We start from the raw sequence: 25,931 nt of genomic DNA, 5'->3' as shown, positions 1-25,931 counted from the left end.
CCTCTTATGTAAAATTGGGCTTTCTTTTTTCTAAAAATGCTTGAATACCTTCTGTATAATCCTTAGAGCTGAAGGAATCTAATATCAACTGCTCTATCTCAAGCGTTTCTTCATTTTCTCCATCTAAAATAGACTGGATAACTTGCTTGATTCCATTGTTTGCAGTGGAGGATTTGCTCACAATTTTGTTAGCAAAAATCAAGCATTCCTCTTCCACTTCTTCCATTGGAAAAACATAATCAATTAAACCAATTTCCTGTCCTTCTTTAGCAGAAATAAGCTTAGCTGTGTAAAGTAACTCTTTAGCTTTAGAAGGACCAATCAAATTTACCAATCGCTTAGTGCTTGTTAGATTATATATAATTCCTATATTTGCTGCAGTGATACCAAGCTTACTTCCAGCCGAAGCAAATCTAAAGTCACAAGAGTTAGCTAGCTCTAAACCACCACCAATAGCTAATGTTTTAATAAGTGCGATAGTCGGCTTAGGAAAGCGGTATAGTTTTTCAACCGATTCAAGCGTTAAGTCATTATAAGCCTTCGCTTTCTCAGCAGAAAAACGATTTTCTAAAAACTCGGTTATATCTGCTCCAGAAGAAAAGGAGGTTTCATCCACTCCTTTTAAAATAAGCAATTTAATAGAAGTATCCTTTTCTAACTCTTCTAAGATTTGACCCAGCTGTTTAAACATAGCGAGAGAAAATGAGTTTTTCTTTTCAGCTCTATTAAATACAAGTGTAGCAATAGGCCCATTACGTTCTATGTGCAATTGGTTTGTCATTAGAAATGCCTCCGTTTAATCTTTTTTTATCCTTGCAGCTAATCTGTTACCGATAGACTGAATACCTTGAACTAGAATGATCAATATAAGCACCGTGGCATACATGATATCCTCTTCATATCGTAAATGCCCAAAACGATATGCTAGGTCACCAAGACCACCTGCACCGACCATACCTGCCATTGCCGTAGCTCCGATTAAACCTACTGTCGAAATAGTTAAGCCTAAAATAATTGAAGGACGTGCCTCACGCAGTAGCACATGCCAAATGATAGAAGGAGTTTTAATTCCCATCGCTGTATAAGCTTCAATGACACCATTCTGTACCTCTAAAAGTGCGGATTCCATCAATCGTGCAATATATGGAGCAGTATAAATTACTAATGGAACGATAACACCCTTAACACCGATCGTAGTTCCAACAATAAATTTAGTAAAAGGAAGGATAAAAAATAGTAGAATAATAAATGGAATAGAACGAATTATATTAATCAGAAGGTTACTAACTTGGTATATAACCGCATTTTGTAACGCTTGACCTGGTCTAGTTAGAACGATAAGTATTCCAAGTGGGATACCAATGATTATGGAAAAGAATAAAGATATGCCTACCATCTGAAATGTTTCAATTACAGATTCTCCGATGATTGGCAACCATTGATTAGTGAATTGTTCGAATCTACTCATGAGTGCACCTCCAAGCTCTCAGTTCCAACTCCTTGTTCTTCTAAGAAGCGAATAGCTGATTGTACTTGATTTTTTTCTCCTACTAAATGAATCACGATATTACCGACAATTCCGTTTTTCAATTCAATAATATTGGCCGTTAAGATATTTGGTTGTACATCAAACTTCTGACTAACCTCTGCTAATAATGGTTTTCCAGTACTTTCCCCAACGAAAGTCAAGCGAGTGACTGCACCCGTCACATGGAGCTGAGAAATAAGGGAAGGGGATAAGTTACGTTGACTAATTGTGTTTAAGAACTTTTTAGTTGTCGGATGACTAGGCTTCGTGAAAAGATTAATAGCTGTGTTCTCTTCTACAACTTCTCCGTTTTCCATCACATACACATGATCACAAATCTTTTGAATAACATTCATTTCATGAGTTATTAAAAGAATAGTTATACCTAATTCCTTATTGATCTTTAATAAGAGCTCTAATATTGAGTCAGTCGTTTCTGGATCCAGAGCACTTGTTGCTTCATCACTTAATAATACTTCTGGTTCCTGGGAGAGAGCTCTTGCAATAGCTACACGTTGCTTTTGGCCGCCAGAAAGCTGGTTTGGATAGCTTTTATGCTTATCGGTTAAGCCTACTATTTTTAAATATTTTTCCACTCTTTTTTTAACTTCGTTCTTGTCGTAGCCAAGCAGCTTTAAAGGTATAGCGATATTGTCGTAAACAGTGGCAGTTTTTAAAAGGTTAAATCCTTGAAAAATCATGCCTATTTTGTTTCTGACTTTTCGAAGTTGAGGAAGGGGAAGGGGGGTTATTTCTTCGCCATTAATGTATACTTTGCCTTTTGTTGGCTTTTCGAGCAGGTTAACACATCTGATAAGTGTGCTTTTCCCTGCTCCGCTATAGCCGATAACTCCGTGAATTTCACCTTTTCTTACATGAAGACTTACGTTACTGACAGCCTTTACTGTGTTTCTTTTGCTGATGAATTCCTTTGTAATATTCTCTAAAACTATCATGTTAAATCTTCCTTTCTAAAGAAAACGTTACCGGTTGCGGCAACGTTTTTGTTATTTCTACTCATCCCAGCTTGCTAACACAGAACCTTGAAACTCTTCTTCGATAAATGTTCTGACTTCCTCTGATTGATAAGCTTTTACAAACTTTTGAACGGTTGGATCATCTTCGTTTTCCGCGCGTACAACGATATAGTTCACATATGGAGAGTTAGATGACTCTAAAAGAATTGAGTCTTCCTTCGGGTTAATGCCAGCAGCCAAAGCAAAGTTTGTATTGATTGCCGCAGCGTCTACCTCGCTAAGCTGTTTCGGTATTTGAGCAGCCTCTAATTCGATAAATTCAATATTCTTAGGGTTTTCTTCGATATCATAAATAGAAGCATTTTCTTTTTTATCTTCTTTAATTTTAATAAAGCCATTTTCCTCTAGTATATATAATGCGCGTGAACCGTTAGTTGGGTCGTTTGGTAATCCAAATGTGGCACCTTCTGGTAAATCTTCGAACGATTTAAATTTTTCAGAGTAAATACCCATTGGGTTTAAAATAGTTTTACCAACTGGTACTAGCTCAGTACCATGGTCTTCGTTGAAAGCATTTAGAAAAGGCTCATGTTGATAGCTATTTGCGTCTAGGTTACCTTCAGATAGTGCTGTGTTTGGAAGTATGTAATCAGAAAAAGCTTTAATTTCTATTTCTAGTCCATCTTTTGCTGCAACTTCTGCTGCAACCTCAGCTATTTGTTCGTGAGGACCAGCAGTTACACCTATGACTAATTTATTTTCATCTAAGGCTTTGTCACCTGTAGATTCATCACCACAAGCCGCAAGCAACCCCGTTAATAGAACTCCTGATAATACTAAACCAACCTTTTTCATTAAAATTCCTCCTTAATAATTATTAAAGAATTCGAATAAATATAAAAGCCTCTCTTTCAAAAAGAAAGAGAGGCACACAAAAATGCATTGTCCTCTCTTATCTTCCAAAACAAAAATGTTTTGCAGGATTTAGCACCTTTCTATACTTTTGGTATAGATGGTTGCCGAGCTTCAACGGGCCAGTCCCTCAGCTACTCTTGATAAGAGATAATAAGCTATTAAGTTTTTCGTTTATTCTATAAATGAAAATTTACTATACTAAACTAACAAAGTCAAGAGCTATTTTTTAATAGTAAAATTTTTTAGAAAAGATTAAAATTATAAGATAATAAATAATTATGCAATTGGAGGAATCGACATGACAATAAGAGCAAATTTTGCAGTTGGTGATTTTGAGAGAATAGTTGGTGCTAGATTAAAATATGGAACAGATTTGATAGAAGGGATAGAAGCAATATGTGAAGCCAACCAAATTACTTCTGCCACTATCGTTAGCTGCTTTGGAAGCTTTCAAAAGTGTGGCTTTGTCTATTTAATTCCAGCTGATTCCTCGAAAATAGGTGTAGCCTATAATGAAATGATCGTAAAAGAAGGACCTATAGAATTTTTACATGGTACAGGAGTTATATGTCAGCGAGAAGGAAAATATGCCACACATTTTCACGGATCAATGTGTGATCAATATGGTGCTGTTTTTGGAGGTCACTTCATCAAAGGTGAGAATCCTGTAATTACGGTTGACCTAGTCTTAGCCGAAGTAAAAGGGATGGAATTCCATCGGAAACATGATGAAGAGACTGGTGCAATTCAGTTTTATCCGATTGAGAAAGGGAGCAAGTTCTCCAGGTCAATAGAGGAATAGAAAGTGTAGTAGGTTAACATATAAAAGAATTTAAATAAACAATAGAATATGACATAAAAAAAGACTACTTTTGTAGTCTTTTTTTATTTTGTTGACTATTTCACTTAAACACACTAATTAATATTGTGATGAGAAAATAAACTAAAATACCAAGTATAAATAGTCCTATAAATTTTTTCATGTAAGATACCTCCAGAGGTTTAAGCTTGTTTTTATTGAACGGTCATAAAAAAATTTATCCGGTCATAAAACGTTGCTATCCGGTCATAAAAAAATTTATCCGGTCATAAAACGTTGCTATCCGGTCATAAAAATTTTTATCCGGTCATAAAATCGCGCTATCCGGTCATAAAAATTTTTATGCGGTTATAAAGACAATTTATCAATTATTTTCATAGAAATTAGTGTCTTTTAACTTCACTTAAACATCTTTTAGATGATAACAGTAACTAATTCTTAAAAAAGTTCTAGCTTTTCTATACGGTCAACAGCCTCAATCAGGCGATCCTCATCAACTAAAAGTCCGATGCGTACATAACCTTCCCCGTGTTTACCAAATCCATTGCCAGCAGCGACAGCAACATCTGCTTTTTCTAGAAGTATGTCAGCAAATTGTTCACTAGTATAGCCATTTGGTACAGGAAGCCATGCAAAGAATGAGCCTTCAGGAGCTTTCACATTCCAACCAATTTTGCGACAGGCATCTATGAAAGTATTTCTTCTTTTTTCATAGAGTGCCACTAATTCTTCCACGCATTCCTGAGACCCATTTAGTGCTTCTGCTGCTGAAGATTGAACAGCAGGGAAGAGACTGACAAAAAGATGGTCTTGTATAATATTGATAGCCTCAATCATTTTAGAATTACCTACGGCAAACCCTACGCGCCAGCCTGCCATATTATAGGTTTTGGATAGCGTATACATTTCAATTCCGACTTCTTTAGCACCTTTTGCTTGTAAGAAACTAATAGGTTTTTTCCCATCAAAGCCGATGCCTCCGTAAGCAAAATCATGGACAATGGCTATATCATTTTCCTTTGCTAACTCAACAGTTTCCTGGAAAAACTCTAAAGTAGCAGAGGCTCCCGTAGGATTATTAGGATAATTCAAATACATTAGTCTCGCTGCCTCTTTTTGGTCCGGGGTAAGCTGCTTGTAATCGGGTAGAAACGCATTTTCTTCTAACAGTGGCATAGTATCAAATTGCACATTTGCTAGTCCTACTCCAGAGAGATAATCTGGATAACCAGGGTCAGGAAGGAGCATTAATTCCTTCTCATTCATCATAGCTAAAGGTAGCTCTACTAAACCTATTTTAGTACCAAAAAGTACGGCTACCTCTTTATTAGGATCTATATTAACGTCATACTCTCGAGAATAAAAATCTACGGCCGCTTGCTTTAGCTCGTTTATACCTCTAAAGGGAGAATATTTATGAGAAAGCGGACTTTGTGCTGCTGTCGATAGCGCTTGTACAATATGGTCAGGTGTCGGCTGGTCAGGGTTTCCTTGTCCGAGATTGATAACATCCCTACCTTCTGCCACAGCCTTCGCTACTTTTTGTACTAATGTTGCAAAAAATTGGGGAGGGAGATTTTTTAAACGATCAGAAAATTCCATGGACAATACCTCTTTTTCTAAATAGTTGCATATATTAGTCAAATCTTATAATCTTTTTAGTATTATGTCTATAGGTGGTGGCGAAATGAAAATAGCTTGTGTTCAGTTAGATATAGCGTTTGGTAATCCAAAAGAAAATTTTAAAAGAGTAGAAAAGAAAATTAGAGAAGCAGCTATACAAGGAGCAAATCTTATAGTTTTGCCGGAGATGTGGAACACGGGATATGATTTAACGAGATTAGAAGATATAGCAGATGATAAAGGGGTAAAGACGAAGGAATTTCTAGTTAAACTTGCGAAAGAATTACATATACATATAGTGGGTGGCTCGGTTTCGACGAAAAAAAAGAACTCCTTTTACAATACCATGTATATCGTAAACCATTCGGGAGAGCTAATCGCTGAGTACGACAAGGCCCATTTATTTAAGCTAATGGATGAGCATTTATATTTAAAAGCTGGAGACAGTAAGAATATTTTTATGTTGGATGAAGTGACGATGGGAGGCGTTATTTGTTATGATTTACGCTTTCCGGAATGGTTTCGTGCTCACTCATTGAATGGTGCCAAAATAATTTTTGTTCCTGCTCAATGGCCCTCAGCACGTATAGACCATTGGAAAATACTTTTACAGGCAAGAGCTATTGAAAATCAATGCTATATAGTTGCAGTAAATCGAGTAGGAGAAGATCCGAACAATCAGTTCAATGGAAACTCGATGGTAATTGCTCCATGGGGAGATATAGTTTGGGTAGGAAACGAGGAAGAAACTATTGGATTAGTAGATATTGATTTAAATCTAGTAGAAGAAGTAAGAGGTAGAATTCCTGTATTTCAAGATAGAAGAGAATCATTATATAAATAATAATATTTCTTTCTAGAAAACTATTTAATTCAGTTGACGTTTAATTGGCTTTTTTGTATGGTTTTGTAAAGGGGGAGAAATAATGACAGAACATAAACTGGCAATACAGGATGAATATCCAGATGACTTTGCTTGGTGCTATGGATGCGGTCGTTTAAATGAAGAGGGGTATCATTTAAAGACTTATTGGAATGGAGACAAAACAGAAACTGTTTATCATCCAAGAGAAGAGCATATTGCAATTCCTGGCTTTGTATACGGTGGATTAATTGGAGCAATAGTGGATTGTCATGGAACTGGTTCGGCAGCTCTTGCACTTCACCGAAAAAATGGTTTTGAGCCTGGCAGTGGAGAAACACCGCCACGATTTGTCACAGGGTCCCTCCATGTCGATTTTCTTAAGCCTACGCCTCAAAAGGTCGAACTAAAAGCGATAGGTACGGTGGAAGAGATTCATCCGAAAAAATGGAAGGTAACTTCAGAAGTCTACGCAGGAGATACGCTTTGCGCTAAAGGGGAAGTCATCGCTGTAGTTATGCCTGCAACATTTACAAATAAATAATAACTTTAACACAGGAGACTTTTTCCTGTGTTTTTATTTTATAAGATTATACCCTTTCTTTTATGGGAAAGAAGAAATAAAGGAGGGAAATGGAATGGATACTTTTCTATATTTATTTTTCACAGGCTCCTATATAGCATTGCTTATTTGGGGCTTAATCGGAATAAGGAAGCAGGATTTACCACAGTGGACTAGTTTTATTTATCTTATAATATTAGCTCTCATTTATGACAATGGAATTATCGCTTTTGGTAAATGGATTGGTGAGGGAGAGTTGCTAGAGACATTGAATCTGTTAAGGTTTTGGACACATGCTTTTTTAACACCTTTACTAGTTTTATTTGCTACTGGTACATTGAAGGAAAGTGGGGTATTATGGGCTCAAAAAAAATGGGTGTCCATAGTAGGTATTATTTATACGGTAATTTTAATAGGTATAGAAGTGTGGTTGGAAGCCTCTCAACTTACATTAAAAGCTGCTGAGGAATATGGGGTTCTAAGATATGTTTCCACCAAGGAAGCTTCTGGGCCCCCAGTTATGATTCTCCTTGTAACACTAGTATTGATTGTGGCTAGTGCTATTCTTTGGAAGAAAACAAAGTGGGCAGTATTTTTTATAGGTGCAATCGTGATGACCATAGGAAGCGCAGTACCAATAAATGTAGATAGCGGAGCGGTGACAAATGCTTTTGAATTGTTCTTGTTATTTACACTTGTTTGGACAAAAAGAAGGCTAGTCGAAGATAAACTACGTGTTTATTAAAAAATGCTAAAGCATAAAACAAGGAAATAAGATATCTTTAACTTTACTTGTAAATTTAAATATTAATAAGTGATAAGTGAGTATTCCTTTGGGAGTTATACTTTTCATGTAATAATAAATCTATTAGTAAAATAAAGTAAAATAAGTTTTAACTCAGAGCAGAAAAGAGGATAAAAAATGAAACCTGAAAAAGAAAAAATGCTGTGCGGTGAAATGTATAATCCCGCTGACCCTGAATTAGTATTGGAACGAGAAAATGCTAGACGAAAAGTAAGGATTTACAATCAGACATTGGAAAGTGAGGGACAAAAACGCGTTGAATTATTAAAAGATTTATTAGGTTCAACTGGAGAATTAGTCTATATGGAACCAAATATCAGATTTGATTATGGCTATAATACATATGTTGGTGAAAACTTTTTTGCAAATTTTGACTGTACCATTTTAGATGTTTGTGAAGTTCGCTTTGGAGATAACTGCATGCTTGGACCTAGCGTGCAAATATACACAGCTACACACCCAATTACCCCCATGGAGCGTAATTCAGGAAAGGAATACGCAAAGCCTATAATAATTGGGAACAATGTGTGGATTGGTGGTAACGCAGTTATAAATCCAGGTGTTTGTATAGGAGATAATGCTATCATTGCTTCAGGAGCAGTCGTGATAAAAAATGTGCCCGCAAATGTGGTTGTAGGTGGAAATCCAGCAAAAATAATTAAAGAAATTGAAGTGTAGAGGAATAGGTCAGGTGTAAGTTTAAATCTCACTTATGATACTTACATTTAACTGTTTAAAAATTATAAACTATCCTGAGGCAAGAAAATAGCTACATGCAAGAATGTTGTCCGATCGACTTTCTTGCATGTATCTAAATAGTTACCCTCACAGACGAGCCTTTTTTTGCTGAGAAAGCACTGTCTTAGAGAAGGTTCCCTTTTCCCTCCATAGTCCTTAGCGAATAATCACCACTAAATAAAAATTAGACAGCATCAACTGGCACTGGCTTTGGTGCTTTATCTGGTTCAGGTACTCTAATCAACACTATTATTCCAACAATAAACAAAATGATTAAACTAAACACACCATACGATGAATTGCCTGTAATTTGTGTAGTTAGACCAATTAAAAGTGGGCCCATTATGGAAGCAAATTTACCAAAAATATTATAGAAACCGAAAAACTCATTTGAATTTTCCTTCGGTATAAGTTTGCCGAAGTACGATCTACTTAATGCTTGTATTCCACCCTGAGAAGTTGCTACGAGCATTGCTAAAATCCAGAAATCTGCAATAGTTTCTAAGAAAAATGCATAAGTACATACAATTATATAAACAAAAATTCCGACATATAGCATTTTCTTTTCTGAAAATCTTGCAGCTAGTTTACCATATAAAATTGCAAAAGGGGCAGCTACAACCTGTGTAACAAATAAGACGATGATTAAATCCGTAGCCTGTAAGCCCAAGTCAGTGCCATAGGCAGTAGACATTGCGATAATAGTTCCTACACCATCAATATAGAAGAAATAGGCTATTAAAAATAGAAATAAAGCTCGATACTGACGTATTTCTTTTATAGTTTTTCCAAGTCTTTTAAAGCTTTGAGCGACAGGATTTTTTTCACGCTCAATATAATGAATTTGTTTTACATTTCTAAACATCGGAATAGCAAAAATAATCCACCAAGCGGCTGTAATCAGAAATGCAATGCGGCTTGCGTTTATTTCAGATAGAGGGATTTTTTCTGCCCCAGCCAACAAAATAATAACCATACTAATTAAAAAAGGAATCGCACTACCAATATACCCTAGTCCGTATCCTCTCGAGGAAACACGAGACATTCGTTCATTTGTTGTAACGTCAATAATAAAGCCATCATAGAAAACATTCGCACCAGTTGCACCAAGAGCTGCAAAAGTATAGCATATCAAAAATAGATACCATTTATCATAAGGGATGAAAGCTAGTAAAGCAGTAGCAGCTACTCCTAAAAAGAAAAAGAAAAAGAAAAATTTCTTTTTATATCCTTTATAATCGGCGATGGTTCCAAGGATTGGCCCTATCATTGCTAATATAAATGTAAAAATGGCAATAGTGTAACTGAGATAAACTGTAGAATCATTCGTATCTACGCCGGCAGCTGTTGCCGATCCTTTGTAAAAAATAGGGAAAATAGCAGTTGTAATTATTATAGAATATGCAGAGCTTCCCCAATCATAAAGAGCCCAACTATTTTCTTCCTTTGTAAACTTTTTCATATATAATGATTCCCCCTTTCTGTCTGATAATATTGTACATGATTTATAACAAACTATGTAAAAAAAACTGAAATATTACATATCTTTTACGTTCTATTAGATAGTAATAAGAAGCTTAAGAGATTAGAGAAAGAGTTGTGAATATTTACGGGAAAAAAGAGGAAGGGGCTTGAGATGCCCTATAGAAGGAGGTTTATTTTAGTTTTGAAGCAATTTCAGATACAACAAAAGCTAGGTGGTCATTTCCAAAAAGCTGCAATACTTGTATAACAGTCTCGGTATCTACTTCTAATGCATTTTTTTCCGTTTCTTCTATTGCACTTGCTAAAGCGTCGTTTGTTTTTTGATCTGGATATGCTGTTTGATATAATGCAAAAGGGTCTAAGTCATGATTGATACACCATTGGGCATACAATTGAATCATTATATTTTCATCCTGTTCGTACTGCTCTATCACATTGTTTTTCATATTAACTCCTTTGTAAGAAGGCAATTTATCGCATTCTAATTTTATATTCTTTATATAGCAACTAGTTCACTAGTTTTAAGTCGTACTCTAAGTATATTACTTTTTCCCATTGGAGTCTTTATAGATTTGAAGAAAGTCACAAGTTAGTCCCTCTTTGCACAAGTTGTATTCATTCTAATATAAAAGCTCGAAGTAAAAGAAGCTATCATAATATACATTATGATAGCTTCTTTCTTTATTTGTTTTCAATTGTCTCTGTTAAGATTTCAAGTTCATCAATCAGTGAACCAATGTATGCAATAGTGTCTTTAAGTGGCTCATCTGTAGTGATATCAACACCAGCCATTTTTGCTAATTCTACTGGCGTTTTAGTGCCACCAGCTTTTAAAACTTCTACCCATTCATCTACGGCTGTTTGGCCTTCATTTAATATACGCTTAGCTACCTGTGTAGAGATAGTTAATCCTGCACTATACGTATATGGGTATAAGCCCATATAATAATGAGGCTGACGCATCCATGTAAGCTCTGCTCCATCTGTTATTTCCACTGCATCTCCCCAGAAATCTTCTAATACTTCGCGCTTATAAGCATTTAATATTTCAGCATTTACATTTTGACCTTGATCCACTCGCTCATAAACTTTACGTTGGTAAGCTGCTTCCAATAAATGAGTAACAAAATTATGATAATAAGTTCTAGCCACTATAGATGAAATTACCCAGCGTTTAAATTTAGGGTCATCTGAATTTTTTAAAAGGTGGTTAGCAACTAACATTTCGTTCATGGTAGAAGGTGCTTCTATAAAATATAAAGATGGACGAGAATTAAATAGATTTTGTTCTTGGTGTGCAAAATAGAAATGACCAGCATGACCAAGCTCATGTGCTAATACAAAAACCTCATTCATGCGACTTGACCAGGATATTAAAATATATGGATGGCTACCATAAGGACTAGAACAGAAGGCCCCAGTTGATTTTCCTTCATTTTGAGCGAAGTCTACCCAGCGTTCTTTGTAAGAACGATCAACCATTTCAAGATACTCGTCACCCATTACAGATAGAGAATCTTTGATATATTTTTTTGATTCTTCTATTGTAATTGTTGGTTCATAGTTTGGATCAAGAGCAATCTTTAAATCAGCGAACGTCATCTTATCAAGTCCATGTATCTTTTGAAGCAATTTCGCGTATTTTCTCATATGTGGTGCTAGCTCTTTTGTGATCAAATCAATTTGACGGTTATATAGAGAAATATCTACGTCTTGGTCAGAAAGTAAGTATTCAAATACTGAGTCATATCCTCGTAAGTCTGCTGTCGTTTTTTCTTGTTGTAGTTGAATATCATATGTTTTTGCAGTTGTGTGCTGATATTCCTTAAGCTTTGAAGAGAAAGCTTCAAATGCTGTTCTACGAAGAACCGTATCAGTTTCAGCTTCCCAATCATTTTCAAAGGAAACGTAGCTTAATGGATATTGTTTCCCGTTTACTACGAAATTTGGAAAGGCAATATCTAATAGCTTAGTAGTTTCGTATAAGTTATAAGGTGCATCAAAGGTAGGGGAGTAGGCAGCTAAAACCTTTTCAACCTCAGGATGTAGAGTATATTTTTTCTTTTCAAGTAATTTAACTAAATAATTCTCGTACTCGGAATTTAGTTTTATAGCTTCTTCTATTATTTCTTTTGGTAATTCTAAAAGTTCACTATCAACAAATGAAGTTTGGCTTGCAACTTTTCCTGCTAAAGAACCAAATTTACCAGCTCTCATTTGTGATTCAGTATTTGTTTGATCCACGGTTATAGCTAGTCTTGCGTAACTTCCTAATAAATTGAACTTCTCAAAAAGAGTCTTGTATTCGCTTAAAGCGTCCACGATTGCTTTAGCGCTATCTATTTTGCCTTTAAATTTCTCGGCAAACATAGGGACGCTTTTTTCTATTTCCTCTAAAGTATTATTGTAATCCTCTTCCGTAGCATATAAATCTTTTAAATTCCATGTTTCTTCTACTTTCACGTCTGATCTTTTTGGTAAGCTTTGCACCATTTTCATCTCTCCTTAATATTACGGTTTTCGAACTATAAATAATTATAGCGGAGAAAGGTAGAAAAGTAATTATTTTTATTATTTTCAATTAATTTAATTGATTAATATAACAATCAAGTTTAATGGACTGTATTTTTAAGGAGGCGAGCGATAAGCATCAACTCAGTTCAGAAGTTGTTTGTAACTTTGTTCTCCTCTTGTTGGAACTTACGGACGCAGTACAGAAATAATTTCGTTATTCTTATACATGCAGTGTTTAAGCAGGCAGGGATGTCCATCATCATCTATAGATTCGGTAAAAATTTTATACATAATATTATTAATACAATAACAATAGTATATCAAAAATTATAAAAATTCTAATTAGTCAAATTTCTATAGACTGAATCATTACTTTGTTTTACAATGTAATTGTATTAAAGAAATGTTAATTTTGGAATAAGTTGCTATTAAAAAGAGAGGATAGTACGCTTTAAGATTTCAAAATTTTCAAACATTATAAGGGGGTATATTTTTTATGAAAAAATCAAAATTTGCTTCATTGTTCCTTGCCTCATCCCTTTTAATAGGGGTTTTGACAGGATGCTCTAGTGAAGGTGGTCAGGGTGATGGTGGGGATACAGTAAAAATTGGTATTAACTTGGAACTTTCTGGTGGCACAGCATCTTATGGCCAATCTGAAGACAAGGCTATTGACTTGGCTGTGGATGAAATTAATGAAGACGGTGGAATTGATGGTAAGAAAATTGAACTTGTAAAAGTCGACAATAAATCAGATGCAGGTGAAGCAACCAATGGAGCTATTAAGCTAATTACCAAAGATAAGGTAGTAGCAATCATAGGCGCAGCAACTAGTGGTAACTCTGTAGCACAAGTAGAAGTTGCCGGGAAAAACAAGGTGCCGCTAATCTCACCATCAGGAACTAGCACTACTGTAACAGTAAATGATGATGGGAAAGTTAATGAATATGCTTTCCGCACAGCATTCATTGATCCCTTCCAAGGAACTGTGGCAGCAAACTTTGCTGCCAATGAATTAAAGGTTAAAAATGTTGCAATTTACGCGGACAACGGAAGTGATTATGCAAAAGGCTTAGCAGCATCCTTTAAAAAGGATTTTGAAGCGGCTGGCGGTAAAATTGTAGCGGAGGAATTTTACGCAGCAAAAGATTCTGACTACCGATCTACCTTAACCAGTATCAAATCTAGTAACCCAGATTTCATTTTTATTCCTGGATATTATGAAGAAGTTGGTCTAATCGTTAAGCAAGCTCGTGAAATGGGAATTACGGTTCCGTTGATGGGTGCTGACGGATGGGATTCACCAACAATCGTTGATTTAGCTGGGGCTGATGCTTTAAATAACACGTTTATCATTACTGCTTACTCTTCAGAAGACCCAGATGGAAAAGCAAAATCATTCTCAGATAAGTTTAATGAAAAGTACGGTGAAGCTCCTAACTCGTTCCATGCTCTAGGCTATGACACTGTTTACTTATTAAAGGATGCAATTGAAAGAGCAGACTCAACCGATGGTGAAAAAATTAAAGAAGCATTAGAAGCAACTGATAATCTGGATTTAGTAACGGGACTATACTCCATGGATGAAAATCATCACCCAGTGAAATCAGCAACAATTATTGAGTTTGTAGATGGAAAACAAGTCTTTAATACAAAGGTAAATCCTTAAAATATTGTTACTAATAATGGAGGGATTCATTCCCTCCTTTTCTGTTACTTTATGAAAGTGGGTTTAGACTTGTACAGTACTAACATATAAGGGAGTGGAACTACATGGAATGGATTCAGCAGTTGATTAATGGTATTTCACTCGGAAGTATATATGCCTTAATCGCCCTTGGATATACGATGGTATATGGAATTATCAAGTTAATAAATTTTGCTCATGGTGACGTGTTCATGGTAGGTTCTTTTATTGGTTTTTATTCTATTACAGTATTTGGATTAGGTTTTTTCCCAGCACTTATTATTTCAATGACAGCTTGTGCACTATTTGGTGTGATTATAGAAAGAATTGCCTACAAACGACTAAGAAACGCTACGCGTATAGCTGCGCTTATTACTGCTATAGGGGTTTCCTTATTAATCGAGTATGGAGTGATTTATATTAGGGGCGCTCAATCTGAAGCGTATCCAGACTTCTTTAAGAAAACCTTTGAACTTTATGGTGTTCAAATAAGCATGCAATCAATTTTAATCCTCTCTGTTTCTGTTGTGTTAATGATTATTCTACAATTTATTGTACATAAAACTAAAACAGGGAAGGCAATGAGAGCTGTTTCTCATGATACAGAGGCAGCAAAATTAATGGGCATCAACGTAGACAACACAATCTCTGCAACTTTTGCTATTGGTTCAGCTTTAGCAGGTGCTGCTGGAGTTATTTTCGGAGTGTATTATACAAAGATTGATCCACTAATGGGAGTTATTCCAGGAGTAAAAGCATTTATTGCAGCGGTTCTAGGAGGTATTGGAATCATTCCAGGAGCAATGGTAGGGGGACTTCTTTTAGGAGTGATTGAATCTGTTGTCAGTGCAGTAGGATTTTCTTTGTGGAGAGATGCTGCAGCATTTGTCATTCTAATATTAATACTCATCTTTAGACCATCAGGTATTTTCGGCAAAAATGCACGAGAGAAAGTGTAGGTGTATTAAATGAAGAAAACTTCTAAACAATTTTGGCTATTTATTGCTTTGGGAATAGTTGTATATGCCGTTATACAGTTTCTTATTATGAATGGAATGTTAGATCAATACTATAGCAATACGATTATACTCATATCAATTAATATTATTTTAGCTGTAAGCCTCCATCTGATTATTGGTATTACAGGGCAGTTTTCTATAGGTCATGCTGGATTCTTGGCTGTTGGTGCCTATATATCTGCTATTGTAACGATGAAGCTGGGACTGCCATTCTTTTTAGCGATTATTGTAGGGGGAATTGTTGCAGCATTGGCCGGTTTAGTGGTAGGTATTCCTAGTCTACGGCTAAAGGGAGATTATTTAGCGATAGCCACTCTTGGCTTTGCTGAAATCATTCGTATTATTTTTTTGAATATCGACTATGTCGGTGGGGCTTCAGGCATGCAGGTTGAGCATATGACAACATGGACCTATACATTTATTTGTTTAGCCATAACAATTATAGTTATAGTTAACTTCACCAATTCACGCCATGGTATAGCTTCTATCTCTGTAAGAGAGAATGAAGTTGCAGCTGATGCTATGGGGATTAATACTACGTATTACAAGGTAGCAGCATTTGCTATTGGCTCCTTTTTTGCGGGAGTGGCAGGGGCGCTATACTCTCATAATTTTTATATTATACAACCAAGTCAATTTGGATTTTTAAAATCATTTGATATATTAATCCTCGTTGTTTTAGGAGGGTTGGGCAGCCTATCAGGAGCTGTTTTATCAGCAATTCTTTTGACGGTTGTATCAACTTACTTGCAAGGTTATCCTGAAACGCGAATGATTATTTATAGTCTTGTATTGATCATCGTTATGTTATATAGACCTAAAGGTTTGATGGGAACTATGGAAATTACGGATTACTTTAAAAGCTGGAGAGCACCGAAAGGGGGCAGTCAATATGGTAAATAAGCCTTTACTAGAGGTTCTAAACGTAGGGATACAGTTTGGTGGTCTAAAAGCTGTCCAAAATTTAAATATAGTTTTAAAACAAGGTGAACTTGTAGGATTAATCGGACCTAACGGAGCTGGTAAGACAACGAGCTTTAATCTGTTGACTGGCGTTTATGCACCTACAACAGGTGATATTGTGTTTAATGGAGAGCGTATCAATGGATTGCCCCCGTTCAAGGTAACTAGAAAAGGGATCAGCAGAACCTTTCAAAATATTCGTCTGTTTAATGAATTGACTGTCTTAGAAAATGTTAAAGTTGCTTATCATTCTTTAGCAACACATTCGATGATTAGCTCAATTTTAAGACTTCCTTCTCATTTTAAAGGTGAGCAAGAGATGGAAGAAAAATCAATCGAATTTCTGAAGATTTTTAAATTAGATAAGTATAAAGATGAGCTTGCAAAAAACCTTCCTTATGGTCAACAGAGAAGACTTGAGGTTGCTAGAGCATTGGCGGCAGGTCCAAAGCTGCTTTTATTAGATGAGCCAGCAGCAGGTATGAATCCTCAAGAAACTAAGGATCTAATGGACTTAATAGGATTTATCCGAGAAAAATTTGACCTGACCATTTTATTGATTGAACATGATATGAATTTGGTGATGGGTGTCTGTGAGAGGATATATGTGTTAGATCATGGACAGCTTTTAGCAGAAGGAACTCCACAGGAAATAAGAAACCATCCTAAAGTTATTGAAGCTTATTTAGGAGAGGAGGTTCCGGGCATCCATGCTTAAAGTAGAAAATATAGATGTATTTTATGGAAATATACAGGCGCTACATAATGTAACGATTGAAGTGAATGAAGGCGAAATAGTTACGTTAATAGGGGCAAATGGAGCAGGGAAAAGCACATTGCTTAAAACCTTATCAGGATTGTTAAAGCCAAAAAAGGGGAAAATAGAGTTTTTAGGTAAATCAATTTCCGGGAAAGCAGCTCAAACTATAGTGAAATCTGGTATTTCTCATGTACCTGAGGGTCGAAGAGTTTTTTCCAATCTTACTGTGGAGGAGAATCTAGAGCTAGGAGCATTTCTACGTAAAGACAAAGCTGGAATTTCTTCGGATTTAAACAAAGTTTACGAAACGTTCCCTAGGCTATTAGAAAGGAAAAAACAACTTTCTGGTACGTTGTCTGGTGGTGAGCAGCAAATGCTTGCTATCGGTCGAGCAATCATGGCAAAGCCTAAACTTGTCTTATTAGATGAACCTTCCATGGGTTTAGCGCCGCTTATGGTGCAAACAATATTCAAAGTTATAGAAGAAATAAATAATGATGGAGCAACTGTCCTGCTTGTTGAACAAAATGCCCATATGGCTCTCTCTGTAGCTAACAGAGGCTATGTAATTGAAACAGGGAAAGTAGTACTTTCTGGTCCATCAGCTGCGCTTCAATCAAGTGAAGAAGTTAAGCTCGCATATTTAGGTGGATAATTGGGTAATGAATTTTATTTATTAAAATTAAGGATTTAATTAAAACAAAATATTAATTAATCAGAAATAATTACAATCGATTAAGAGGATATGAATGACAATTGTCATTTGGTATCCTCTTTTTGTTTTTTTTAATGAATCTTTCTCTTAAATTATAATTTTATAGCAAAACTACCAATTTACTATAGTTTTTACTATACTAATAGTGCTATAATCAGAAAATGTGATATTAATATTGTATAATTTTGGAGGAAGTATGATAAAAACGTTACGTTTTTGGATTTTAACATTAATTTCGTTTACTATAATTGGCATACTTACTAGTTCTCTTTTTTCGAGCTATTTAGTGACTAAAAACAGCCTAATTGAGAACTCATTAGAGCAAAATCAAGTCTATTCAAAAAAGCTTGCTCAAATGTCTGAGGAGCTATTTGCCTCTATGCAATTGAATTTAGAGGGAAGAAAAGCAGATATAATAAAGTTACTGGATCAGCCAGAGGAGTTAACAGTAGTTCTTGACCAGCTAATTGTCACAAGCAGAAATTTTAATTCAGTTTCTGTTATAGACAAAAATGGTCTAGCTATAGCGACTTCACCTAACGTTGGGATTGCCGGTAATATTATTGAATCAGAAGGTGTTAGGGAAGCGTTAGATAAAAAAGAGAATATTATTACAAAACCATATATGGCGTCGACTGGGAGATTATTAATCCTTGTATCTACTCCGCTTTTTAATGAACAAACTGAATACTTAGGCATGCTTAACGGAACGATATATTTGGAAGAGGATAATTTTATAAGAAATATATTGGCCGAGCATTACTCCAAGGATGGATCCTATGTTTATGTAGTAGACCATTCAGGTACACTTATTTATCATCCTGATGAAGAACGAATAGGCGAAGTTGTAAAAAGTAATGAAGTAGTGGAGAAACTTATAAAGGGTAATAGTGGTTCTAGCTTAACTGAGAACACGAAAGGTGATCTTTACTTAGCTGGTTACTCTTTTATAGAAGCAAGTAACTGGGGAGTTGTTTCACAGACTCCATATCAGTCTAGCTTGGAGCCTCTAATTGGGATTATCTTGAAGATATTTTTATATGCACTTCCTTTTGTTGCTTTGTTTTTAGTAGTAGCTTTTATTATTTCTAATAAGCTCGCATTTCCTTTGCAGAAGCTGGCTATGTATACTATGAATAAGGAATTTAATAAGAAAGAGTTAAGAATTCCTACATGGTATTTTGAAGCGAAACAGCTGACCGAAACGGTGGAAGAATATCGCAGGCATCAGGAGGAAACAGTAGCAGACTTTAAAATGCAATCCTTAACAGATCCCTTGACAGGTCTAAAGAATAGAAGGTTCGCTGAATATTTATATAGTAATCTAAAAGAGGAAAAACAATATTTTTCCATGTTAATGGTAGATATTGATTTCTTTAAAAAAGTTAATGACGAATTTGGGCATAACTCGGGTGATGAAGTCCTTCAGTTTTTAGCTTCTCGAATGAATCTCGTTGCCAGTGATAATGACTTTTGCATCCGTTTAGGTGGAGAGGAATTTGCAATCGTTTTCCCAAATACTCATTTAGATGAGGCCTACAGACTCGCAGAAATACTGAGAAAAGACATCGAAACAACTTTGCCACCTACAAGAAAGCTCATCACAATTTCTGCAGGTGTAGGAGAATACGTAGATTTCAATGAGCCAATTACTTCATTTATAGAACGAATTGATCGCGCGCTTTATAAAGCGAAGTCAAATGGACGAAATAATACTATGAAATCAAACTGATCAATAGAAAAATAAAGAATCATGAGAATTTAAGTAGTCTCATGCCATGCAAAAGTGAAATTGAGACTTCCATTTCACTTTTTTATTTTATTTTGAAAATGCAGGGATGGCTACTCCTGTACCTACTTCTGTTGTGACTGCTAGCGGAGAACAACTGCTATAAAGTAGATAAAAAAACCTGGAAATTTTACGAATGGTAAAATTTCTAGGTTTTTTTAAATTCTAAGATGGATTTTGTTCTAGCCTCTTTTATTGATTGTTTGTTTTTTTAATGAGGTAAAATATTGCCTCAACAATCATTCCTAATACTAATCCAAATGCAGTGAAGATAAAGAGAGAAAGAATTCCGAGTAGGTCTCCATTACCTCCGGTATTAATGATAAAAGAGCGGAAAAGATCAATGAAACCTATTGCTAACCCAAACGTAAATAAATAAAATGCTTTATGAAGATTGTAAAAAAGCATAGCTCCTGCTATGACTCCAGTTACAATTGAAAAAGCTGCAAATGCAATAAAGTTCATAACAACTAGATCTTGACCTAACACGTATCTTACTCCAAGAATGAGTAGAAAAAGAGAAGCAACGATGATAAAACCAGCAATTTTTCCGTAATTTTTAAGCAATCTAAACGCCTACCTTCTCTTCAATAATATAGGAAATCAATGAAATTTCCAATACATCCATTTGAAAGGTTTGATGAAAATTATGACTGAACACATTTTTCACTTGAAAGCAAATTGGCCAGGGAATAGAAATGACGTTGGAGATATTAGTTCTGGAAATTTACAAACTAATATTTCTATACCAAAAGAGATGGATGGACCTGGTGTAGGAACTAATCCAGATGAAATGCTCCTGGGAGCTGCTGCTACCTGCTATATCATCACACTAGCAGCGATGATGGAACGGAGTAAAATAGAAAAAGAAAGTTTAGAAATGCAGTCCACTGCGATTGTTGATGTTACGAAAGGTGTATTCACATATAAAAAAATTATTCATCGACCAAGTATCTTACTTAAAAATGCAAAAGACATAGCTAAGACAGAAAAGCTAGCCATCAAGGCAGAGGAAAACTGTATGATTAGTAAGGCTTTGCGAGGAAATGTAGATATAGAATTAGAATTTTCCGTAAATATTGTTAATTAGTTATTTATTTCCTAATTTCTTTAATGTATATTCTAATCAGGTAATACTAGGGAAGGGTGAATGCAGTGGAATGGATTATAATACCGGCGCTTATTTTTTTAGTTCCAGTTATTAAGTCTGTAACTGATCATTTAGAAGAAAAAGCACGCATAAAAGCTGGAGCAGTTAAAGATGCCTTAGAGTTAGAAAAGCTTAGACAAGAAAATTTTATTATGGAAACAGAAAAGATGAGAATCGAACTTGAAACAATGAGATTACAGTCTCCACCATCAAATATAGATTTTACTTTAACTAAAAAAGAATTCTAGCTTTCTAGGAAAGGTGCTTTTTTATGATTAAACGAGCTGAAACAAAAGATGCTCTCGATGCGGCAACTCTAGCTTCACTATTATGGCCAGGGCATAATAAAGAAGAATTTCTAGAAGAAATGGAACAACTAATTACGAGCGGTGACGTCGTTGTTTTTCTTGCCTATGAACCATCAGGAGGTCCAATTGGATTTGCACAGTGCCAAATACGAAAAGACTATGTGGAGGGGACAAGTACAACACCTGTAGGCTATTTAGAAGGACTTTTTGTACTGGAGGAATTCAGGAATACAGGTATTGCAAGGCAGCTGGTCGAAAAATGCGAACAGTGGTCGATTACAAAAGGCTGTGAAGAATTTGCTAGTGACTGCGAACTGGACAATGAAGAAAGCTTAGCAGTTCATTTAAAATTAGGGTTTAAAGAGGTTAATCGTATTATTGCTTTTGCTAAAAAGCTGAAGTAACACACTTGCTCCAACGCAAAGTGAGTTTACATTAAATAATAAAAGGGTGTCCATTAAGTAATTGGACGCCCTCATTATATATTCTAAAACTTTTTATAATACGTATACATACACGCATATGAAGTGGGAAAAAGTGCCTAGCAATATAAAAATGTGAAATATTTCGTGGAAACCTAGCTTTTTAATAAAAGGAAGATTAGGCTTTAGCCCATAAATTATACCACCTATAGTGTAGAATATGCCTCCTGCAATTAAATATAGTAGACCTTGAGTACCTAGACTTTCTGAAAGGGCAGGAGCAAGGAAAATAATTATCCATCCCATTCCTATGTAAAGTGCCGTAGAAACCCATCTTGGACATTCAAACCAAACCATCTTAAATAATATTCCTGAGATAGCTAAAAGAGTTATCAAACTAAACAATACATAACCTGTAGAACCTTTTAATGTTATAAGACAAAATGGAGCATATGTACCAGCAATCAGTAGATAAATCATAGAATGGTCTAACCGACGTAAATACTGGATAACACGATCTTTAGCTAAAACTGCGTGGTAAGTAGCAGAAGCCATATACAGTAAAATCATACTAACACCAAAAATAGAAAGTGCCGTTAATGTAAGATTAGTAGTATTTTGTGAGATTCCCTTCATAATCATGAGAGTGAGCCCTATTAAACCTAAAACAGCTCCCAATAGGTGTGATAATGAATTGAATGGCTCTCTTATATAATTTTTTAGCACGAAGTAAATACCTCCATCTCATTAAGTAGTTTTAATAACTACATATAATGATATAACTATAATTATTAGTAGTCAAGGTTTACCTTTAATGAGTTTTAAGTTACTATATTTTTAAAGTATTACGAGGGGGTTTATTTATGAATGATATAAATAGCTTGATCGAACGTTTGGCGTTGGATACCGCGATTAAAGAAGATGACATACCAGAAATAGACTTATATATGGACCAGGTTATACAGCTTTTTGATGCAAAATATGGGTCCACCATTAGAAATGCTGAAGATAAGGTATTAACAAAAACAATGATAAACAATTACGCGAAGGGCAAGCTTTTCGTTCCAATTAAAAATAAAAAATACTCTAAGCAGCATATTATGTTGATTAATCTCATTTATCATTTAAAAGGATCCCTATCTATAAATGATGTGAAAGAAACGTTATCCCCTTTAAAAGAAATAATGAACTCAAGGGACTTCACTTTAAATGATTTTTATGATAACTTTATTTCCCTTCAGCAAAATAATAAACTTGTCTTTAAAGAAGAAATTCAAGTATTGGATAAGGAAACAAAAAAAATAGAGGGTGAGGAAGAAATGCAAAAGCTATTGTTAATCTCCTCTTTAGCGAACATGAGCAATCTCTATAGAAGGGCAGCAGAATTGCTCGTTGATGAGCTTATTCCAAAAGAAAAGGAGAAAAAATAATGAAAACTCTTTGGACAAATGGAAGTATTTTTACAATGCAATCAGAAGATTCTATGGTAGAAGCGGTATTAATCGAAAAAGGTAAAATTATTCAAATAGGAAGTAAAGAAGAGCTTCTTCCTCATGCGGACAAGATTATTTCCCTTGAAGGTGCAGCCATGTATCCTGGTTTTGTGGATAGTCATATTCATTTAATTGGACATGGGGAGAAGCTGTCTTATCTCGACCTTTCTTCCTTTACATCTATAGAGAAAATAATGGCTGAAGTATGTAAAAAAGTCACTCCTGGTCAATGGTACATAACAGAGGGATGGAACGATAATCAGTTAATAGATGGAAGATTCCTCAATAAGAATGATTTAGATGTAATTCAAGAAAGTCCGATCGTTTTAAAGAGAATATGCCGCCATGTCCTTGTGGCGAATTCTAGGGCCATGGAGATAGCAGGAATAACGGAAGATACACCTAGTCCAATAGGTGGGAGGATAGGGAAGGATGAAGACGGTAGATTAAACGGGCTTTTTTTTGATGAGGCTCAGCAGCTGATAACGTCCCACATACCCCCAGTCACCTCAGAATATTTAGCAAAAGTAATTCGTTTAAGTATTGAGGACTTACATAAGAAAGGGTTCACAGGTGTCCACACGGAAGATATGTCATATTACGGTCCATACGAAATACCCTTAAAAGCATATCGCGAGGTAGTGGAAGATCAATTTAAAGTTCATCTATTAAGACATCATTTAGTATTCGAACAAATGCAAGAAGAGATGTCCAATGAATTTCTAGAATTTGGTGCGATGAAAATTTTTGTAGATGGTTCATTAGGTGGTCGTACTGCATTATTATCTGAAGATTACTCGGATAAAAGTGGCACAAGTGGAGTTGCAGTTCATACAGAAGAAAAACTTGGACAGTTAGTCCAAATTGCGCGAGCTCATAATGAATGTATTGCTGTTCATGCAATAGGAGATAAGGCGACTGAGCTGATATTAGATAAAATTGAAAAATACCCTGCTCCTAAGGGAAAAAAAGATAGGCTCATTCACGTAAATGTTCTTCGAGCTGATTTAATAGAAAGAATGCACAAGCTACCTATTGTTTTAGATATTCAGCCAATATTTGTTCCATCTGATTTTCCTTGGGTAAAAGAACGACTTGGAGAGGAAAGAATGGAATGGGCCTACGCTTGGAAGTCATTGTTGAGAGCTGGTTTTGAATGCTCAGGAGGATCAGATTCACCAGTAGAGAGTGCGGATCCATTTGTGGCGATAGATGCAGCTGTTAATAATAGATGGAATCCTAGTCAATCAATATCCTTGTTCCAAGCTTTATCCCTATATACTACTGGAAGCGCAAAAGCGATTGGGAAAGAATTTCAGAGAGGGAAAATTGCTCAAGGGTTTGATGCTGATTTTACTATCCTAAATGAACCACTTAATGAAGATAATATCCAACAGGTGTTTGTTAGTAAAACAGTAGTGAATGGAAAGATTGTTTACGAAAGAAAAATATGAAACTAAAACCCTAAGTATCCGTATATATAATAAGATAAAGGAGGTTATATTTAATGGATAATAAAGGACTTAAGGTATTATTGCATGCGAGCACTTGGTTCGCTCCATTTTTAGTACCATTCGTATTATATTTAGTTGTAGATGACCATGAAGTGAAGAAGCTCTCTGTGCAGGCAGTTCTTTTTCAGTTAGTGATGTCAGTTCTACTTTTTATATCGTTTCTTTTAATATTTATCATAATAGGTATCCCATTAGTAATAATTTTTGCTATAATGGCTTTTGTTGTCCCAATTATAGGTATAATTAAAGCAATCAATGGTGAAGCATTTAATTACCCTATAGTGGGATCATGGATTAAATAAGGGTTGTAATGTAAAAGGGGACTAAGTATGACTACTAGAATTGGTATTGATGCAGGTGGAACTTTAACGAAAATAGCTTATTGGGATAGAGAAAATAAGATGTCCTTTAAAAGCTTTCTTTCCTCAGATTTTCAAGGAGTAAGAGAGTGGATAGAAAACAAGCATTCGTCAAGTGCTATCTGCCTCACTGGTGGTCGAGCAGAGCAATTAAAAAAATTCCTATTATCTAAACAGGACCTTCCTTATATGGTTGAGTTTGATGCGACAATGAATGGCGTGATGTATCAGATGAAACAGGAAGTTATTAGCAGTAGCTCGGCAATCATAGCAAATATTGGTACAGGTACTTCAATACATATTATGCATGACAAAACACATTCACGTATAGCAGGTTCTGGAATTGGTGGAGGTACATTATTAGGCCTTGGAATGGCATTAACAGGCCTAACAAATTATAAAGAAATGATTGCGCTTTCCAAAGACGGGAAGAGATCTACGATAGATGTATTAGTAAGTGACATTTATAAGGATAACAAACTTCCGATAACTGGTTCACTTACAGCTAGTAACTTTGGTGGCGTTACATTAAAGCCAGAGCAAGCTCGGTCTCGTGCCGATTTACTAGCAGGTATTCAAGGCATAATTGGCGAAGTTGTCGCTACACTATGCATACAAGCAGCAGAAGCCCACGGAGTGAAAGATATAATATATATAGGCTCAACATTAGAAGAAAATAGTTTACTTCAAGAAATAATAGAATCTTATACAATTTTAAAAAATAAAAATCCAATCTTTTTAGAAAAACATGGTTATAGTGGAGCAATTGGTGCATTATTGGAAAACAATTAAAAAAAGATTATGTATATTTGTTGCATTATTAAAAATGCCATGTTATATTTAAAGAGGATTATTTTTGTTCGGTTAGTTAGTAGGTGGCAACACTTTTACTTAACAGTGTTGAGCAAGGATAGTAACACAAT

At 35.4% G+C, this 25,931-nt stretch carries 28 protein-coding genes and 1 riboswitch; of the genes, 18 read left to right on the top strand and 10 right to left on the bottom strand.

Annotated features, from left to right (window positions below; genetic code table 11):
* Positions 1 to 4 precede the first annotated feature (4 nt).
* From ACQKNZ_RS12425 to ACQKNZ_RS12410, 4 genes are read right to left on the bottom strand one after another with little or no spacing between them, the layout of a single operon-like run.
* The gene (locus tag ACQKNZ_RS12425) at positions 5 to 781 is read right to left on the bottom strand and encodes an enoyl-CoA hydratase/isomerase family protein (RefSeq protein WP_427659945.1); all 777 of its coding nucleotides are present in this window, start codon (positions 779 to 781) and stop codon (positions 5 to 7) included.
* Between the two features lie 15 nt (positions 782 to 796).
* The gene (locus ACQKNZ_RS12420; RefSeq protein WP_144536751.1) at positions 797 to 1,468 is read right to left on the bottom strand and encodes a methionine ABC transporter permease; all 672 of its coding nucleotides are present in this window, start codon (positions 1,466 to 1,468) and stop codon (positions 797 to 799) included.
* Entirely contained in the window at positions 1,465 to 2,484 is a 1,020-nt protein-coding gene (locus ACQKNZ_RS12415) for a methionine ABC transporter ATP-binding protein (RefSeq protein ID WP_340863074.1), read from the bottom strand. The genes ACQKNZ_RS12420 and ACQKNZ_RS12415 overlap by 4 nt, the downstream gene beginning before the upstream one ends.
* A 57-nt stretch (positions 2,485 to 2,541) precedes the next feature.
* A complete protein-coding gene (locus ACQKNZ_RS12410; protein WP_340863075.1) occupies positions 2,542 to 3,360 on the bottom strand; it encodes a MetQ/NlpA family ABC transporter substrate-binding protein in 819 nt (272 codons plus the stop codon).
* Between the two features lie 94 nt (positions 3,361 to 3,454).
* A riboswitch (SAM riboswitch) is annotated at positions 3,455 to 3,567 on the bottom strand.
* Between the two features lie 151 nt (positions 3,568 to 3,718).
* On the opposite strand from ACQKNZ_RS12410, the gene ACQKNZ_RS12405 reads away from it, so the two are divergent.
* Positions 3,719 to 4,222 carry a PPC domain-containing DNA-binding protein gene (locus tag ACQKNZ_RS12405; RefSeq protein WP_427659941.1) on the top strand — a complete coding sequence of 168 codons (504 nt, stop codon included), beginning with the start codon at positions 3,719 to 3,721 and terminating at the stop codon, positions 4,220 to 4,222.
* 456 nt (positions 4,223 to 4,678) lie between these two features.
* On the opposite strand, the gene ACQKNZ_RS12400 is transcribed toward ACQKNZ_RS12405, so the two are convergent.
* A complete protein-coding gene (locus ACQKNZ_RS12400) occupies positions 4,679 to 5,842 on the bottom strand; it encodes a pyridoxal phosphate-dependent aminotransferase (protein WP_340863077.1) in 1,164 nt (387 codons plus the stop codon).
* 85 nt (positions 5,843 to 5,927) lie between these two features.
* On the opposite strand from ACQKNZ_RS12400, the gene ACQKNZ_RS12395 reads away from it, so the two are divergent.
* The 4 genes from ACQKNZ_RS12395 to ACQKNZ_RS12380 all read left to right on the top strand — a co-directional run bounded on the left by ACQKNZ_RS12395 (position 5,928) and on the right by ACQKNZ_RS12380 (position 8,770).
* Complete coding sequence (locus ACQKNZ_RS12395) at positions 5,928 to 6,707, top strand: carbon-nitrogen family hydrolase (protein WP_340863078.1); 780 nt, start codon at positions 5,928 to 5,930, stop codon at positions 6,705 to 6,707.
* Between the two features lie 82 nt (positions 6,708 to 6,789).
* Positions 6,790 to 7,269: a PaaI family thioesterase gene (locus ACQKNZ_RS12390; protein WP_144536740.1), complete on the top strand. Its 480-nt coding sequence runs from the start codon at positions 6,790 to 6,792 to the stop codon at positions 7,267 to 7,269.
* Between the two features lie 94 nt (positions 7,270 to 7,363).
* Positions 7,364 to 8,032 carry a phospholipid phosphatase gene (locus ACQKNZ_RS12385; protein WP_154310897.1) on the top strand — a complete coding sequence of 223 codons (669 nt, stop codon included), beginning with the start codon at positions 7,364 to 7,366 and terminating at the stop codon, positions 8,030 to 8,032.
* Between the two features lie 177 nt (positions 8,033 to 8,209).
* Complete coding sequence (locus ACQKNZ_RS12380) at positions 8,210 to 8,770, top strand: sugar O-acetyltransferase (protein WP_340863079.1); 561 nt, start codon at positions 8,210 to 8,212, stop codon at positions 8,768 to 8,770.
* A gap of 244 nt (positions 8,771 to 9,014) precedes the next feature.
* Here ACQKNZ_RS12380 and ACQKNZ_RS12375 read toward each other — a convergent pair whose 3' ends face one another.
* The 3 genes from ACQKNZ_RS12375 to pepF form a co-directional block, all read right to left on the bottom strand.
* Entirely contained in the window at positions 9,015 to 10,292 is a 1,278-nt protein-coding gene (locus tag ACQKNZ_RS12375) for an MFS transporter (protein ID WP_340863080.1), read from the bottom strand.
* Between the two features lie 193 nt (positions 10,293 to 10,485).
* Positions 10,486 to 10,761, bottom strand: coding sequence for a hypothetical protein (locus tag ACQKNZ_RS12370; RefSeq protein WP_151110064.1), 276 nt, complete (start codon positions 10,759 to 10,761; stop codon positions 10,486 to 10,488).
* Between the two features lie 235 nt (positions 10,762 to 10,996).
* Positions 10,997 to 12,808: an oligoendopeptidase F gene (gene pepF, locus ACQKNZ_RS12365; RefSeq protein WP_427659937.1), complete on the bottom strand. Its 1,812-nt coding sequence runs from the start codon at positions 12,806 to 12,808 to the stop codon at positions 10,997 to 10,999.
* 517 nt (positions 12,809 to 13,325) lie between these two features.
* On the opposite strand from pepF, the gene ACQKNZ_RS12360 reads away from it, so the two are divergent.
* From ACQKNZ_RS12360 to ACQKNZ_RS12335, 6 genes are all read left to right on the top strand, one after another.
* The gene (locus tag ACQKNZ_RS12360) at positions 13,326 to 14,498 is read left to right on the top strand and encodes an ABC transporter substrate-binding protein (RefSeq protein WP_144536729.1); all 1,173 of its coding nucleotides are present in this window, start codon (positions 13,326 to 13,328) and stop codon (positions 14,496 to 14,498) included.
* A 104-nt stretch (positions 14,499 to 14,602) separates the two neighbouring features.
* Positions 14,603 to 15,475, top strand: a complete 873-nt coding sequence (locus ACQKNZ_RS12355) for a branched-chain amino acid ABC transporter permease (RefSeq protein WP_144536727.1) — start codon at positions 14,603 to 14,605, stop codon at positions 15,473 to 15,475.
* Between the two features lie 9 nt (positions 15,476 to 15,484).
* The gene (locus tag ACQKNZ_RS12350; protein ID WP_144536725.1) at positions 15,485 to 16,438 is read left to right on the top strand and encodes a branched-chain amino acid ABC transporter permease; all 954 of its coding nucleotides are present in this window, start codon (positions 15,485 to 15,487) and stop codon (positions 16,436 to 16,438) included.
* On the top strand, positions 16,428 to 17,216 hold the full coding sequence (locus ACQKNZ_RS12345) for an ABC transporter ATP-binding protein (RefSeq protein ID WP_144536722.1): 789 nt from the start codon (positions 16,428 to 16,430) through the stop codon (positions 17,214 to 17,216). Before ACQKNZ_RS12350 ends, ACQKNZ_RS12345 begins: the two co-directional genes overlap by 11 nt.
* Positions 17,209 to 17,913, top strand: a complete 705-nt coding sequence (locus ACQKNZ_RS12340) for an ABC transporter ATP-binding protein (protein ID WP_144536720.1) — start codon at positions 17,209 to 17,211, stop codon at positions 17,911 to 17,913. Before ACQKNZ_RS12345 ends, ACQKNZ_RS12340 begins: the two co-directional genes overlap by 8 nt.
* Positions 17,914 to 18,169: 256 nt before the next feature.
* On the top strand, positions 18,170 to 19,705 hold the full coding sequence (locus ACQKNZ_RS12335; protein ID WP_144536718.1) for a sensor domain-containing diguanylate cyclase: 1,536 nt from the start codon (positions 18,170 to 18,172) through the stop codon (positions 19,703 to 19,705).
* Positions 19,706 to 19,954: 249 nt separating this feature from the next.
* Here ACQKNZ_RS12335 and ACQKNZ_RS12330 read toward each other — a convergent pair whose 3' ends face one another.
* On the bottom strand, positions 19,955 to 20,329 hold the full coding sequence (locus ACQKNZ_RS12330; RefSeq protein WP_144536716.1) for a hypothetical protein: 375 nt from the start codon (positions 20,327 to 20,329) through the stop codon (positions 19,955 to 19,957).
* Between the two features lie 82 nt (positions 20,330 to 20,411).
* On the opposite strand from ACQKNZ_RS12330, the gene ACQKNZ_RS12325 reads away from it, so the two are divergent.
* The 3 genes from ACQKNZ_RS12325 to aac(6') all read left to right on the top strand — a co-directional run bounded on the left by ACQKNZ_RS12325 (position 20,412) and on the right by aac(6') (position 21,624).
* Positions 20,412 to 20,852 carry an OsmC family protein gene (locus ACQKNZ_RS12325; RefSeq protein WP_151110052.1) on the top strand — a complete coding sequence of 147 codons (441 nt, stop codon included), beginning with the start codon at positions 20,412 to 20,414 and terminating at the stop codon, positions 20,850 to 20,852.
* A 65-nt stretch (positions 20,853 to 20,917) separates the two neighbouring features.
* Entirely contained in the window at positions 20,918 to 21,160 is a 243-nt protein-coding gene (locus tag ACQKNZ_RS12320) for a hypothetical protein (RefSeq protein ID WP_154310896.1), read from the top strand.
* A gap of 23 nt (positions 21,161 to 21,183) precedes the next feature.
* Positions 21,184 to 21,624: an aminoglycoside 6'-N-acetyltransferase gene (gene aac(6') / locus ACQKNZ_RS12315; RefSeq protein ID WP_427659931.1), complete on the top strand. Its 441-nt coding sequence runs from the start codon at positions 21,184 to 21,186 to the stop codon at positions 21,622 to 21,624.
* A 93-nt stretch (positions 21,625 to 21,717) separates the two neighbouring features.
* Here the strand turns inward: aac(6') and trhA are convergent, their stop codons facing one another.
* Positions 21,718 to 22,368 (bottom strand): PAQR family membrane homeostasis protein TrhA, encoded by a 651-nt coding sequence (gene trhA, locus ACQKNZ_RS12310; protein WP_144536710.1) that lies wholly within the window; start codon positions 22,366 to 22,368, stop codon positions 21,718 to 21,720.
* 137 nt (positions 22,369 to 22,505) lie between these two features.
* On the opposite strand from trhA, the gene ACQKNZ_RS12305 reads away from it, so the two are divergent.
* The 4 genes from ACQKNZ_RS12305 to coaW are packed head-to-tail and all read left to right on the top strand — an operon-like array spanning position 22,506 to position 25,800.
* Positions 22,506 to 23,072, top strand: a complete 567-nt coding sequence (locus tag ACQKNZ_RS12305; RefSeq protein ID WP_340863084.1) for a DUF1836 domain-containing protein — start codon at positions 22,506 to 22,508, stop codon at positions 23,070 to 23,072.
* Positions 23,072 to 24,589: an amidohydrolase gene (locus tag ACQKNZ_RS12300; RefSeq protein WP_427659928.1), complete on the top strand. Its 1,518-nt coding sequence runs from the start codon at positions 23,072 to 23,074 to the stop codon at positions 24,587 to 24,589. Before ACQKNZ_RS12305 ends, ACQKNZ_RS12300 begins: the two co-directional genes overlap by 1 nt.
* 53 nt (positions 24,590 to 24,642) lie before the next feature.
* A complete protein-coding gene (locus ACQKNZ_RS12295) occupies positions 24,643 to 24,951 on the top strand; it encodes a DUF4870 domain-containing protein (protein ID WP_144536704.1) in 309 nt (102 codons plus the stop codon).
* A gap of 27 nt (positions 24,952 to 24,978) precedes the next feature.
* Positions 24,979 to 25,800: a type II pantothenate kinase gene (gene coaW / locus ACQKNZ_RS12290; RefSeq protein ID WP_144536702.1), complete on the top strand. Its 822-nt coding sequence runs from the start codon at positions 24,979 to 24,981 to the stop codon at positions 25,798 to 25,800.
* Positions 25,801 to 25,931: the final 131 nt, after the last annotated feature.

It is taken from the genome of Psychrobacillus sp. NPDC093200 (assembly GCF_050280345.1).
Classification (GTDB): Bacteria; Bacillota; Bacilli; order Bacillales_A; family Planococcaceae; genus Psychrobacillus; species Psychrobacillus faecigallinarum.
The sequence above is the reverse complement of the archived record's forward strand: the minus strand, read 5'-3'. Positions and strand labels throughout refer to the sequence as shown.